Origin of the sequence: Sphingomonas sp. STIS6.2 (assembly GCF_000732685.2) — a bacterium.
In the GTDB taxonomy this organism is placed as follows: domain Bacteria; phylum Pseudomonadota; class Alphaproteobacteria; order Sphingomonadales; family Sphingomonadaceae; genus Sphingomonas; species Sphingomonas aerolata.
This window is the reverse complement of record NZ_JPDP02000003.1, coordinates 1-13,702: the sequence shown is the minus strand read 5'-3', so window position 1 is coordinate 13,702 and position 13,702 is coordinate 1. Positions and strand designations below refer to the sequence as shown.

Annotated in this window: 15 protein-coding genes; 6 read left to right on the top strand and 9 right to left on the bottom strand. The window is 60.7% G+C overall.

Annotated elements, in window-relative coordinates; all coding sequences use genetic code 11:
- From sphst_RS00395 to sphst_RS00385, 3 genes are all read right to left on the bottom strand, one after another.
- Positions 1-519, bottom strand: a 519-nt coding sequence (locus sphst_RS00395) for a hypothetical protein (protein ID WP_159043438.1), incomplete at its 3' end; no start/stop codon positions are given.
- A gap of 126 nt (positions 520-645) precedes the next feature.
- Positions 646-963 carry a hypothetical protein gene (locus sphst_RS00390; RefSeq protein ID WP_031392916.1) on the bottom strand — a complete coding sequence of 106 codons (318 nt, stop codon included), beginning with the start codon at positions 961-963 and terminating at the stop codon, positions 646-648.
- A gap of 327 nt (positions 964-1,290) precedes the next feature.
- Positions 1,291-1,551, bottom strand: a complete 261-nt coding sequence (locus sphst_RS00385; protein ID WP_043156089.1) for a DksA/TraR family C4-type zinc finger protein — start codon at positions 1,549-1,551, stop codon at positions 1,291-1,293.
- A 142-nt stretch (positions 1,552-1,693) separates the two neighbouring features.
- Between sphst_RS00385 and sphst_RS00380 the strand changes: the two genes are divergently transcribed.
- Positions 1,694-2,779: a catalase family protein gene (locus sphst_RS00380; RefSeq protein WP_031392915.1), complete on the top strand. Its 1,086-nt coding sequence runs from the start codon at positions 1,694-1,696 to the stop codon at positions 2,777-2,779.
- 104 nt (positions 2,780-2,883) lie between these two features.
- Positions 2,884-3,363, top strand: coding sequence for a GFA family protein (locus tag sphst_RS00375; protein WP_031392914.1), 480 nt, complete (start codon positions 2,884-2,886; stop codon positions 3,361-3,363).
- 82 nt (positions 3,364-3,445) lie between these two features.
- On the opposite strand, the gene sphst_RS00370 is transcribed toward sphst_RS00375, so the two are convergent.
- Genes sphst_RS00370 through sphst_RS00350 form a run of 5 tightly spaced genes read right to left on the bottom strand, consistent with a single transcriptional unit; the run spans position 3,446 to position 9,402 of the window.
- Positions 3,446-4,444 carry an SDR family oxidoreductase gene (locus tag sphst_RS00370; RefSeq protein ID WP_031392913.1) on the bottom strand — a complete coding sequence of 333 codons (999 nt, stop codon included), beginning with the start codon at positions 4,442-4,444 and terminating at the stop codon, positions 3,446-3,448.
- Positions 4,441-6,705, bottom strand: a complete 2,265-nt coding sequence (locus sphst_RS00365) for a xanthine dehydrogenase family protein molybdopterin-binding subunit (protein ID WP_031392912.1) — start codon at positions 6,703-6,705, stop codon at positions 4,441-4,443. Before sphst_RS00365 ends, sphst_RS00370 begins: the two co-directional genes overlap by 4 nt.
- A 10-nt stretch (positions 6,706-6,715) precedes the next feature.
- Positions 6,716-7,729, bottom strand: a complete 1,014-nt coding sequence (locus sphst_RS00360) for an FAD binding domain-containing protein (RefSeq protein WP_031392911.1) — start codon at positions 7,727-7,729, stop codon at positions 6,716-6,718.
- Entirely contained in the window at positions 7,726-8,253 is a 528-nt protein-coding gene (locus sphst_RS00355; RefSeq protein WP_031392910.1) for a (2Fe-2S)-binding protein, read from the bottom strand. The genes sphst_RS00360 and sphst_RS00355 overlap by 4 nt, the downstream gene beginning before the upstream one ends.
- A 9-nt stretch (positions 8,254-8,262) precedes the next feature.
- Entirely contained in the window at positions 8,263-9,402 is a 1,140-nt protein-coding gene (locus sphst_RS00350) for a catalase family protein (RefSeq protein ID WP_234387237.1), read from the bottom strand.
- 184 nt (positions 9,403-9,586) lie between these two features.
- On the opposite strand from sphst_RS00350, the gene sphst_RS20145 reads away from it, so the two are divergent.
- The 3 genes from sphst_RS20145 to sphst_RS00340 all read left to right on the top strand — a co-directional run bounded on the left by sphst_RS20145 (position 9,587) and on the right by sphst_RS00340 (position 11,767).
- On the top strand, positions 9,587-9,886 hold the full coding sequence (locus sphst_RS20145) for a hypothetical protein (RefSeq protein ID WP_159043437.1): 300 nt from the start codon (positions 9,587-9,589) through the stop codon (positions 9,884-9,886).
- A 176-nt stretch (positions 9,887-10,062) separates the two neighbouring features.
- Positions 10,063-11,040 (top strand): SDR family oxidoreductase, encoded by a 978-nt coding sequence (locus sphst_RS00345; RefSeq protein WP_031392908.1) that lies wholly within the window; start codon positions 10,063-10,065, stop codon positions 11,038-11,040.
- Positions 11,041-11,140: 100 nt separating this feature from the next.
- Positions 11,141-11,767 (top strand): class I SAM-dependent methyltransferase, encoded by a 627-nt coding sequence (locus tag sphst_RS00340; RefSeq protein WP_031392907.1) that lies wholly within the window; start codon positions 11,141-11,143, stop codon positions 11,765-11,767.
- Positions 11,768-11,866: 99 nt separating this feature from the next.
- Here the strand turns inward: sphst_RS00340 and sphst_RS00335 are convergent, their stop codons facing one another.
- Entirely contained in the window at positions 11,867-12,232 is a 366-nt protein-coding gene (locus sphst_RS00335) for a hypothetical protein (RefSeq protein WP_031392906.1), read from the bottom strand.
- A 213-nt stretch (positions 12,233-12,445) separates the two neighbouring features.
- Between sphst_RS00335 and sphst_RS00330 the strand changes: the two genes are divergently transcribed.
- A partial coding sequence (locus tag sphst_RS00330) for a YihY/virulence factor BrkB family protein (RefSeq protein WP_159043436.1) occupies positions 12,446-13,702 on the top strand: 1,257 nt, incomplete at its 3' end.

Here is a 13,702-nt window from a genome sequence, read left to right as displayed (position 1 = left end):
TCCCGGCAGCTGCCGGGGAAACCACGTCAGGAGGGCATCCGACAGGGCTGCTGCAACAACCGAGGGTTCGCCCGTCCGCGTCCCGCTCGCGCGCACCGTGGTCGCCTGTCCTATCCACACGACGTGACTATCGCGGCGCAGCGACACGGTCACTTCGAGACGGGTCACGATCAGACCGCGCAACTGATCCTTCCCCGAGGGCAGGGTCAGCGACAGACCTCCGAGCCCGGCCGCCATGCCCGGCCGATCCGATCGGTCGTTGCCGGACCGGACAACGCCACGCTGTGTCTGCGATACCTCGACCTTGGCGACGTAAAGGCTGTGGTTTGCGTCGGGCAGGGGCAGGAAGGCTGTTCGAAGAAGGGTTCGCTGAACAGCGTCCGTGAACGTTTTCGTGATAGTGGGAGACGTGGTCGGACTGTCAGCAGCAACGATCGCTATCGTGCCCGGCTTCACCACAGATCCGGCAACCGGAGATTGCACTAGGGCTGCGGCCGCAGCGAAAATGAGAACGTACATCTGACAGGCGCCGATCAATTACAGGAGTGAGGAGCGCCAACGGCATCGCGCCGGCCATCCGCGTTAAAATGGTGATGAACCGTGATCGAATGCCGATCGTGATCGCGCTTTCCGTTCGAGAGCCCTCTATTCGAGCTTCTCGGCGTGTCGATCGGCCCATTCCTTGCCTTCATCGCCTCCCCAGAGAAGCCACGCGATGTATCCCGCAGACGGATCAGTGTCCGATCCCCACTCATGTGTTTTGCCGTCTTTATCGACCTCGTGACGCGCGAAGTAGCTATGCATCGACTTCACATCCTCGGCGGTCACATCGTCCTGCGCTGCCAGTTGCTCGGCACGACGAACCCCGACGTCCGTACCGCCTCGTCCGAAATCGTCGCGTGACTTTAGCCCCTTCTTCGCATTGGCGGCGATCTTTGCAGTTGGTTTGAACGTATCGGGCATCAAGCTCTCCCAGTGTCGATGGTCAAACGCGTAGATTTTGGAACATATCCATGAGGGCGGAGCGGCGGAATTTACCTCTGCACCTTGCAGATGCTGGATGACTTGGCCAACGGATGGGGCGGGACAAGACGGTGTTCTCCAGCATACGCCACCCCTGCCTCAGTGCGTTTATGGACAACCCTTTTCGACGGCGCAGGCGTCGCTATTGTCGACGGGTGCCAGCTAAAGGAGCCAGTTCACAAAGAGTTGCTTACATTCTCGGAGGGATCTGACCTCATCGATACGCGACCTAGTTGTGAGTAGCGCTCAACCCAGCGGAATATTTAACTATTTAAGTTGACTGTCCTTGCTCCCACGTCGGTTCATGCCGGTCGCCACGGGACGGTCCCGACCGATCTGACAGGCTACGCAGGTGTGTACGCCCGGTAGCGCGCGTCGGCGCCCTTCAGGAATGTCGTCCCCGCACGAGGTGCAGGTGAGCCGGCTTTCACCCACCGGCATCTGCGCGCGGGCCGCCAGAACGGCATCGGTAATGGTATCATCAATCTGGTCCTGCACCGCGCCGTCTCGGCTCCATCCACCGGCCACTTATCGTCTCCTGCTGCTGTCCCTCACCATGTAGGAACGGTTCGTACTCACGCCATGAATGTCGCGTGCCAGTGGAAGCATAAAAACACCCTCGGATTAGGAAGTTATGCGTCCAGGGACGATCTCAGAACGTTTCAAGTGAATGAGCAAAACTGAACTTCCGCTTCGCTTTGACCCTAGCTTCGAAAACGTGCCGGATGACGAGTTGGAGACGCAGCGCAGCCTTACCGAGGCGATGCTGGCGATCCAGCGCAAGACGCACGCAGATACAGGTTATGCTCACCGGGCGGTTCACGCCAAAGCTCACGGCTATCTCAAAGCCAGGTTCGAGGTACTGCCCGATCTTCCGACATGTCTTGCGCAGGGACTGTTCGAGAGACCTGCTACATACGATACCATTATGCGTTTCAGCACGACACCAGGCGACGTGCTCGACGACAATGTTTCGACCCCGCGCGGGGTGGCGCTGAAGGTGTTAGGGGTAAGCGGCATACGTTTGCCCGGAAGCGAAAGCGATACAACGCAGAACTACGTTCTCGGTAATTCGCCATCGTTTCAAGTGGCAACTGCTGCCGGCTTTCTAAAGCAATTGAAGATATTGGCCGCCACGACGGGGCATGCCGAGCCGGTTAAAGAAGCGCTCTCTTTTCTCTCGCGTACGACAAATGCTGGCCTGGAGAAGGTCGGTCTGAAGTCGGCAACATTGACCACGCTTGCCGGCCAAGCAACCACCGAATTACTCGGTGACAGCTTCTATTCGCAGGCAGCGATCCTCCACGGTGACTATTTTGCCAAGGTGGTTCTTGCACCCGTGGCGACCGAGCTGGTCGCACTATCTGGCAAGTCACTTGACGTTTCCGGCCATCCCGACGCAATCCGAGAGTTGATCCAGCGCTACTTTGCCACGCTTCCAGCAGTATGGGAGTTAAGGGTTCAGTTGGCGACGGACATCGAGGCAATGCCTGTCGAGGACTCCGCTACCGAATGGCCCGAGGACGAAAGTCCTTACGTCGCGGTAGCCCGCGTTACTGCCACCCCACAGCAGTCATGGTCAGAAGAGCTGTGGGCCGAGATCGAAAGCGGGTTAGCGTTTAACCCTTGGATCGGTTTGGCCGCGCATCGGCCGTTGGGATCGATCATGCGGGCTCGGAGACCAGCTTACGCTGCAGCGCGAGAATATCGTGGGCAAGCCAATGGCATCAGGATCGAAGAGCCTTCGATTCCATAGGCGTCTGGCTCAACAACTGGCAAGCTGGAGTGATGGTCCTTCTGCTCATACTTTGGTGAACGATTTGGCTTCTCAAGCGGTTGGAAGGTCAAGGAGATCTATCAATGCGCGACGCTGACGGGACTTACGCAATCACGGGCGGTTGCCGCTGCGGGGGCATCCGATACCGCATCACGAAGGCGCCGCTATTCGTGATGGCTTGCCACTGCACGGACTGCCAGGAGCAGACGTCGAGTGCCTTTTCGCTGGGCATGCCCGTAGATAAGGACGGCTTTTCGCACACGGGTGAACCAGTCGTTATCACCAAGACGGCCGAAAGCGGTAATGAAAGCCGCGCATATCGGTGTCCCAATTGCGCGGTGTGGACGCACACCACGACGGACGGAACTCCTGATACAGTCGTGGTTCGTCCGTCGACCCTTGACGACGCAGAGTGGGTCAAACCAGTTGCTCAGATCTTCGTTCGAAGTGCGATGCCTTGGGCAAAGCTGGACGTACCGCACAGCTACGAGAAAGAATTCGATGATCCGACCGAGATCGTGGAAACGTTCAGGTCATCGGGGATACTCGACAAACTGTCATGATCTGCCGCAGGGGATAAATCTCTATGCCGCTCAAGTCCTATATCATGGCGGCACAGGACAAATCACGATCCTGCTAAGGTGATCATTCGCGCTTCGAGCCTAACAAGACGAGGATGGCACCCAGACCAAACAGGGCAATGGCACCTATCGCAACCGGATGGCGCTCCGCCGCAGTATAGAGGCTCGTACGTCGTCCAGGCTGGACTCCGGACCGTTCCTGGCCAAGCTGGTTCGGCTCAAAGATCGACGTCTCCGTCGTTTTCTTGGCTGTAGGATCCGACATGGCAGGTGCGAGTATACCGGAGAGTTTGTCGAGGATCGCTGGAAAGTGCGTGCCAAGCAGGACTTGGAGCCGTCCCATACCGCCTACCGTGATGTCACGGCGAACGTGCTGCGCGGCGTCCAGGATTGCTTCCGCCACCAGCGTTGGATCGTAGACGGGCGGTGGGATCAGCGCTTCACCATCGACATGGTTCGCCGCGTGCTGGGCGATGGGTGTGTCAATGCCAGCTGGCTTGATAAGCGTGATCGCGATCGGCAGTTTGTCGGCGGTGATTTCCATCCTTAGCGCGTCGACGAAGCCCTTCACCGCGTGCTTCGAGGCCGAATAGGCGCTGAGGACTGCAGAAGGGAGGTCCGATGCGATCGACCCGATCGTGATGATCGCGCCGCCCTTGATACGCAGATGCTCGATCGCCGTCAGACTGCCGTGGACGGCACCGAAGTAATTGGTCTGAAACAGTCGGCGATGTTCGTCGAGCGGCGTGTCGATGAGCTTGGCGTAGATCGCGGTACCTGCGTTGTTCACCCAGGTATCGATGCGGCCATAGCGAGCGATGGCGACCTTTGCGGCCGCTTGGACCTCCTCAATAACGCCAACGTCCGCGACCGCAAAGATCGCGTCACCACCCTCGGCCCGAATGTCCTCGACGGCTTTCTCAAGTGCTGCTTCGTTGCGCGCAACGAGTACGACCTTGGCACCCCGACCGGCTGCCAGCTTTGCCGTGACCAGCCCAATGCCCGAACTGGCACCGGTGATCACGACAACCTGATCCGCGAGGAGTTTTAGTGAGACGGTCATGCCGAGACCTCCGTTTCGAGCAGCTTGTCGATTGTAATGGGTAGGCTGCGAACACGCTTGCCGGTCGCGTGATAGATTGCGTTGGCGACCGCTGCAGCCGTGCCGACGATGCCGATCTCGCCTAGTCCTTTGACGCCAAGCGGGGTGACTTCGGGATCCGGTTCGTCGACGAAGATGACCTCGATGTCTTGAATGTCGGCGTTCGCAGGCACGTGATATTCGGCATAATTGTGATTGATCCACCGGCCCAACTTGACGTCTGCAAACGTCTCCTCGTGCAGTGCCATGCCAATCCCCATGACGACGCCCCCTAGGATCTGACTCCGGGCGGTCTTGGGGTTGATGATCCGGCCGGCTGCGACCGCGTTGACCACCCGGGTCACACGGACGACGTCCAGCTCTTCGTCGACCTTCACTTCGACAAAGACGGCGCTGTGCGTGTTGCGCGCCTTCTGCATCATGCTGATCATGCCGGAGATTCCGGGAGAAGCGGTCTCCTCCTCCTCAATTACTGTCAGATCCGCGGCACGCATCACGTCGGTGATCGACACGCGCTTGGTGACGTCGGACTTGAGCGACATATGACCGTCGGCAAACTCGATGTCCTCGATCGACTTGGCGCCCCACAATGGCCGGTTCTCGACCTTGTCAGCCGCTTTCAGCAGCTTCTTGGCAACCGCCTGGCAGGCGAGCTGGACCGCCGCGCCGCCCGACGCCGCGCCCCACGACCCGCCCTCGACCGGAGAAGTTGGCAGGTCGCTGTCGCCGAGCTTTGCCGTGATCTGATCCACCGGCAGTCCGAGCGTGTCAGCAGCTACCTGCGTCAGCACGGTGTACGTGCCCGTGCCGATGTCAGACGCTGCCGTCGCCACCTCAAGATGGCCGTTTGCAGTCAGCTTCGCGCTCGCGGCAGTTTTGCTGAATTGTGCGTCCCACATGCCGGTGGCGACGCCCCAGCCGACCAGTTCCTTGCCCTCGGTCATCGATCGCGGTTCGGGGGTGCGCTTCGACCAGCCGAACTTGTCCGCACCTTCTCGGTACGCCTCGCGCAGCGCCTTTGACGTGAAGGGCAACTCGTTCATTGCGTCAATTTCCGAATAGTTGATCATCCGGAATTCAAGCGGATCGACCTTCGCCTTATACGCCATCTCGTCGACCGCGATTTCGAACAGGGCCATGCCGGTCGCCGCACCCGGAGCGCGCATATCCGCCGACGTGTAGGTATCGCGCGGCGCGATCGTGTATTCGCCGCCTGCGTTGGGACTGGCATAGTTCATGATGCCCCAGGTAACGATGTCCTCCATGTTGTTCTCGAACCGTGACGTCGACGTTGTTGCGTCGCCATAGATTGAGGTGAACATTCCGGTCGTCTCGGCGCCAAGCTTGATACCGTAGGTACATTCCGGCCTGTGAGCATGGGTGAACATCTGCTGGCGGGTCATTACGACCCGCACCGAGCGCTCGAGCTTCTTGGCGGCGAGTACCGCGAGCTGCACTTGATATTGCGGCCGCAGCCCCGAGCCAAAGCCGCCACCCACATAGGCGTTGACGACGCGGACGTCCTTCTTCGAGAAGCCGAACGCGCTGGCGATATAGGCCTGGACGCCCTGCGACCCCTGCGTCTTGTCATAGACGGTAATCCTGCCATCGCCGTGCCATTCGACGGTGGACGCATGCATCTCCATCGGATTGTGATGCTCGGGCGCTAAATGATAGGTCTCGCTCAGCTGCAGGGCCGAGGCTTCGAAGGCCGCATTGGGCTCACCCCGGGTTTTTGGCGGATGGTAGGTGTTGCGCTTCTTCTTGGGCAGAAACTTCTCTTCGAGCGATTTCTCGAAGTCGATATTGTGCGCCTCGTTCTCGTACTGCACACCGAGCAGGCTGGCCGCATAGCGGGCAGCCTCGAACGTCTCGGCGAGAACCAGAGCGACAGGCTGGCCGCTGAACATGATCGTCTCGTCATGCAGCGCCTTGAACGGCTCACCTGGGATATTGAGTTCGTCCTTGTAGCTATGGTCGAACCATGCCTCCTTCGGACGGTTCTCATGCGACAGGATCTCGACGACGCCGGGCACACTGCGCGCCGTATCGTCATCAAAGCCGGTGATCTTGCCCTTCGCGATCGCGCTAGAGACGATCACGCCGTAGAGCATGTCCGGGACGGCATATTCAGCGGCATATTTGGCGGCGCCGGTGACTTTATCACGTCCGTCGACGCGGCTAAGCGGGGTGCCGATACCGACTTTCAGTTGAGTTGCCATGTCGGGTTCCTTACGCGACGCGCTTGTCGATCTGGGATTGCGGGGTGCCTGCAGCGGCTTGTTCGAGCGCACGGACGATCGCCTTGTGGGCAAGAGCGACCTTGAAGTCGTTCTCACCCTGGCCGACGGCACCTGCAAGCAGAGCGCTTGCTGCCGTCTCAAACGCCTGGACCGTGGGGGCTTCGTTCTTGATCGCCTCTTCGGCTTGGCTACGGCGCCACGGTTTGTGCGCCACGCCGCCAACCGCGATGCGGACGTCGGCGATGCGGCCGTTCTCCAGTTTCATCGCTACCGCGACCGAGACGAGTGCGAAGGCATAGGACAGCCGGTCACGAAGCTTCAGATAGGTGTAGTTGGTGCTGAAGTCTTCGGACGGTAGGTCGATCGCGGTGACAAGCTCACCGGGTTTCAAAGTGTTGTCGCGCCAAGGCTCGTCGCCCGGGAGGCGATGGTAATCCTCGAATGCGATCGTCCGGTCACCTTCGGGGCCCGTGACCTGCACCTGCGCCTTTAGCGCTGCGAGGGCGACGCACATGTCAGACGGGTGCGTGGCGATGCAGGACGAGCTTGCGCCGAGGATTGCGTGGATACGGTTCACGCCTCCGATTGCACCGCAGCCTGATCCCGGCTCGCGCTTGTTGCACGGTGCTGCAGTGTCGTAGAGATAGTAGCAGCGGGTGCGCTGATTAAGGTTGCCACCATTGGTCGCGGCATTGCGGAGCTGCGGGCTTGCCCCTGCGAGGATCGCGGATGCAAGCAGTGGATAGCGCTGCTCGACCCGCGCGTCGTACGCGGTATCTGCATTGGTCGCGAGCGCGCCGAGACGCAGTCCGCCATCGTCACGCTCGGTAATCCTGTGAAGATCAAGCCGGTTGATGTCGACGATGCGGGCAGGGCGTTCGACATTCTCCTTCATCAGATCGATCAGGTTAGTGCCACCAGCCAGGTAACTGACATGATCCCCCGATCCTTCACGAACTGCCTCGGCAACGTCCGCGGCGCGGGCATAATCGAAGCGGTTCATCGCGCTGTCTCCGTTTCGAGCACGTCCATCACTGCGTCGGTGATGTTCGTGTACGCACCGCAGCGGCATAGATTGCCGCTCATGAGTTCGCGAACGTCCTCGCGCGATTTGGCGCGGCCTTCGTTGATGAGGCCTTGGGCGGAGCAGATCTGCCCGGGCGTGCAATAGCCGCACTGGAATGCGTCACGCTCCACGAATGCGGCTTGCAGCGGGTGGAGTTCGCTGCCGGTTGCCATCCCCTCGATCGTGGTGATCTCGGCACCGTCGCGCACTACCGCGAGCGTCAGGCACGAGTTGATCCGCTTGCCGTCGATAAGGACGGTGCAGGCGCCGCACTGGCCGTGATCGCAGCCTTTCTTCGTACCGGTCAGATCAAGCTTGTCGCGAAGCAGGTCGAGCAAAGTTGTCCAGGGTTCGACCTGCAGAGCACGCTCTTCGCCGTTGATTGTAAGCGTTATCGGGAGGGTGCCTATAGGTTTGGCGGCATCCTGATGAGACGGGCGTGGGGGAGCAATGGTGGCCATGACGGATCCTCAGGCTGGAATTTGGCTGATATCGGCAGTGTTCTGTGCAGCGACGCCGTTCTCGCGGTGACGGAAGTCGGACAGGGCATTGTAAACCTGCAGCCGCGCTCGCATCACCGAGCCCAGCGGACGGTGCGCCGCGAGGCTATGCGCCGGGCGAAAGGTCATCACCTCGTCGAAATAACGGACGCGCTCGGCGCTGTATGCTTCCTGGCGCGGAATACGGATCGTCGCGACGGTGCGATACTGGCTGTCGTTTGCCGGCCATTCGACCGACGTATCTTCGATCGGCTGGCTTTCCGCGTTCGCCCAGAGCTGTACGCGGACCTCGAATACCGCGTCGTGCTCGCTGAAATACCGGACGGTGGCATGGCGAAAGCCATCCTCGTCCTCGTGCGGATCCAGCAGCCAGTCCTTCAATTGATCCTGATAGACCGAAGCCGGGAACGCCGCGAGCTTGGCCACGTAATCACCGTAGCGGACAGGCGCCTGGCTGAAATAGCTGTCGAACAGCGGGTGACTGTAAGGATGCCCGAAGAAGTCCGCCTTGGGGCTTGGCGTCGCCACCTTCGTCAGCACCTTGTTCATGTTGCGCGCGAGGCTGGAGACCGCACTCTTGAACCCTTCCGGCAGCGGCGTCGCGGCACCGATCTGCTTTGCGTCGCGCAGGAAGCCTTGAGCGGTACCCGATGGAAAGGTTGGTCCGGTCGCGAACACAAAGTCCTGCGTATCGGCGTCGTGGCCAGGCAGCTTCTCCCCATCCACCCCGAACACCTTGATCGCCATCCCGCGGTGGGTGGACACGCGGTCGCCCAACGTCTCGCCGGGGCCCTGCGCGAACCGGATAGCGACCGGGTGCGTGCCGGGCTTGGCGAACAAGCCTTGTGCAAGTTCGAGGGGCAGGTCGTTCGCGATCGTCAGTTCGCCGGTAACGCATGCTGAGCTTTTCGCGTGGCTCGCGCGAACGGCATGGTGTTCTCGCTTCTCGACCGTCTCTGTCTGCTGGGTCATGCCCTTGATGATGCCGTCGATTGACTCCTGCTCGTCCGGCTGGATCGTCTCGATGTCGTCGCTATACCGCAGATATGCCAAGCTATGCCTCCCAGATCTCAATGCGAGAGGAAGGCGACGCGTGTGCACGCCTGCCACAGTCGCAAACAATCAGAAAAGTAACCATTTTCAGTACGGATGCGTTCCCGACAACCTACTGATCTCGTGCCGAAAGGCGCTGATTCTGAGATCGGCTATTTCCAGGATGAAATCGAAGAACTCGTTGAAGATCGGGGAGACTATCTCCGGTTGAAGGGTTTTAGAGCGAGCAGAGGAGATCGACATGGCGATTGAACAGCCGAACATTGGACCCGACGACGTTAAGCCAGAGCCGAACAACGCGGATAGCGCTGCGACCGTTTTAGACGATGCGCAGATGACCAAAACGCCTGGTGGTGGTGGTCTAGGCGGTGCCGATGCCGCGGACGCGTTGAGCGGATCGGGAAAGCTTAGCGGTGGTACGACGCCGAACAGTCCTATCGATGTGCCAGTTCCCCATGGCGGTGGGGGTGACCCAACTCGCGAAGCGCAGCTCAGATCTTTGAACGATGGCCCCAAGGAACCGCATACCAATCCGAACTAATCATCCTCGGATCCCTTTTAAGCTCGGATTCCTGTTAAGGAACATCGCGCGGTCTCGGGGGACACGCCGGCGCCTCCGAGACGTTGAGTGTCCATGCATGATGATAGGACAGTTCGTCTAACGCGCCCGCGTTACCTTCCCGTAGGTGTAAAAGCAGTCGTCTTGAGCATCGTCCGATGAGCAGTGATCGTAACCTGGCCGGGCACCGCGTGGTAATCACCGGTGCATCGAGCGGTATCGGCGCGGCAACGGCGATGGCTTTCGCAAAAGCGGGAGCGCGGCTTGTCCTAGGGGCTCGCGGCAAGGGCGGGCTGGACGACATCGCGCAGCGCTGCGTCGAAGCTGGCGGCAGCGCAATCGTCCGACCGGTAGACTGCACCGACGCAGGCGCAGTGGCCGCATTCGCCGCTGAGGCGCGCGATCTGCTCGGTGGTATTGACCTTTGGTTCAGCTGCGAAGGCGTCGGTGTGCTCGGCCGGTACGAAGACGTGCCAATCGCAGATCATGCCCGTGTCGTCGATGTGAACCTCGTCGCCCATATGAACGACGTCCACGCAGTACTGCCGATTTTCGTCGCGCAGGATTACGGCACCTGGGTGAACATGATCTCAGCCGGCGGTTTTGTCGCCACGCCTTACGCTGCGGCCTACTCGGCGAGCAAGTTCGGGTTGCGCGGGTTCAGCTCGGCGTTGCGCGCTGAGGTATCGAAGCGCCCGCATATCCACATATGCGACGTCTGCCCGACCTTCGTTGATACGCCCGGCGTCGATCACGCCGGTAACTATACTGGCGCACGGCTCTCGTTACCCCCAGGTTCGCTGGCACCGGAGACGGTTGCGAAGGCCGTTGTGCGGCTTGCGACGCACCCCCGTAACCTCACCGCGGTCGGAGCGCCGGCAATCGCATTCAAACTCGGAGAGTTTGCGGCGCCGAATCTGATGGCGGCGATCATGAGTGGCTTCCTCGACTCATGGTCGGCCCGCGCGGCCGACGGCAACGACAGCGATGGGGTGTTGTTCGAACCTGGCGTCCCCGCCGGGCCTGATGGTGGCCGACGCGATCCACATCGGGGGCGCAAGATGGTAGCCGCGGCTGGCGGTATGGCGGTTCTCGGCCTTGCGGGGATCGGTATTTGGTTCGGCCGTCGCCGGTGATCGAGGACGACCGCTATCTCGTGGTGCGCTCGGGCAAACGGCTACGAACGGACGCTGTGGTCGCAGATACTGGCGGCTTTGCGTTGCAGGGGTTCACCGCGTGACCGAAGCGATCGAGTTGGTACTGCCGGCGCAGGCCTTCGACCGGCAGGATGATGGCGACGACCTTGGCTTCTACGCACCCCCGCGTTTAGTCACACACATTGACGAGGTAGCAGTAGGTGCACTGACCAACCTGTACCGCGATGCGATCCCCGCTGGCGGGCGGGTGCTCGACCTCATGTCGAGTTGGGTGAGCCACCTGCCGGACGACGTCGCCTATGGCGAAGTAGTCGGACACGGCATGAACGCAGAGGAACTGGCGGCCAACCCGCGCCTCGATCGACGGTTCGTCCAGAACCTAAACGATGTGCCCGACTTGTCCGAAGAGGACGCGCGCTACGATGCCGTACTGATCTGTGTCGGGGTTCAATATCTACAACACCCCCTGGCTGTACTGCGCGAGGTTCGTCGTGTGCTGAAGCCGGGAGGCCGCGTCATCATAAGCTTCTCGAACCGGTGCTTCCCGACCAAGGCCGTGGCGGTCTGGCGCGCTCTCGATACGCAGGGCCACGCCTCGCTTGTCCGCCTCTATTTGGAGACAGCAGGGTTCCGCGATGCCACGGCTTCCCAACTAGCAGACGGTCGCCTGGGCGATCCTTTGGTCGCGATAATCGGTCGCAGTTGAGGCTGTTGGGATCACACCAGCAATGGGGGCGCTGACTTCCCGGTTAGGTACCGTTGCGCCTGTTACAGGTATGTATCAGGCGCAACGGCAACCCAGCGGTCAGGCCTCGACGCTGGCGGTCAACGGTGGAGTCTGCTGATGTTGGACGACCAGCCAATCGTCGTGTCCACGCATCCGCAAAGTCGAGGTGCAATGTGCCTCGTACTTCTCGTCGCCGCTCGTGCATCGCGCTGTGTAGGCAACGACGATCAGACCCTCTTGAGGGCGTGACACTCGTCGATCCGATAACTCGACCGAATCCCAATCGGGCGTAGCCTTGACCGCATCCTTCGCTTCCTGCCCCTGGAAGACATAAGGCGGCCGGGGCAAGACCATGACGATCTCCTCGTCGATCCGGTCCTGGTAATGCTCGTCGCTGGCATCCCATAGGCTCCCTTCGAATTCCCACACGCGCTGGTCGTCCATGCCGTCTCTCCTTCATGGCTCAAGCGCGGGACAATGGGGGAGGGTTCCGGTGTCTCGGCGCCATTGCGCCAAGATCGGCGGTTGGATGAGGCGCGTTGCCTTGGTGTCCAAGACTTTCAAATACAAACAAAGCGGCGGTAGCTGAATAACAATGACGCGCATGGGAACGTCCGCGTGCACCACTGGTTCGCTTGCGTAACAAGGGGATCGTGTATGGCCGGCACTACCGAAAGCGAACTGAGAGGCCACGACGCGGTCAGTCCCTGGGCTATCCCTGCGAAAGGCTGGAAGGACATCGCCCTGCGAGCGTGGAAGGAGGGGAGCCAGGACAATATCAGCCTGGTCGCCTCCGGCGTGGCGTTCTGTGGCGTCCTCGCCATGGTGCCTATGCTGGGCGCCGTCGTGCTGAGCTATGGGCTCGTCGCCACGCCCGCTACGGTAATGAAGAACGTCCAGTCGCTGACGTCCGTCATGCCGACGGATGCTGCCAAGCTGATCGGCGAGCAGTTGGCCAACGTTGTCACGACATCGGACGGCAAGAAGGGGTTCGGCCTCCTGCTGGCGCTTGGCATTGCGTTGTACGGCGCAATGAAAGGGGCAACCGCGCTCATCACCTCTTTGAACATCGCCTATGATGAAGAGGAAACGCGCAGCTTCGTCCGGCTGAACCTCATCGCACTCGCCATCACCGCCGGGGCGGTGCTTATCGCCATCGTCGCTATCATCGCAATAGCCGCAATGGGCAGTCTGGACACACTGTTCCCTTCCGCCCCTGCCATCGTCCTTTTAGCGGGGAAAATCGTTTCTTACATGGTCATGGCGGGTATGGGAGCCGCAGCAGCGGCGACGCTCTACCGCTACGCGCCCAATCGCGATGAGGCGAAGTGGACGTGGCTGACGCCTGGCTCGGTGCTGACAACCGTGTTGTGGCTGGTCGTTACCCTTGGTTTCGGGTTCTACGTGGCAAACTTTGGTAGCTACGACGCGACCTACGGCTCGTTGGGAGCGGCGATCGTGTTGTTGACCTGGCTCTACTTGTCCGCCTACATTCTACTGCTCGGCGCCGAGTTCAATTGCGAGCTGGAGCGACAGACCACGCAAGACACGACTAGGGGGCCTACCGAATCGCTCGGCGATCGCGGAGCGTACGCAGCCGACACGGTAGCTTCCGGACCGGAGATAGCGCCGCAGCCAGGACCAGGGCCGCAGCCCTCAAATGGTGACAAGGAGGTATCGCGAGCCGCACCGTCTACGCCTTCACCTTTGCGAGAGTACGCTGCCGGCCGCATGTTCGTGCGTGCAGCACGCGTAACCGGCCTGGGTAAAGTCGGCATGATACCCTCCGTCATCGTTACTGGCGGGCTTGTTCTCCTGCGACGCCGTGACAAGGCGCTTATGGGGGCAGGGCTGCTTGTCATCGGGGGAGGGCTTAGTTGGCTTTCCGGCCGACCCGTTGGCTCAGATACGCCC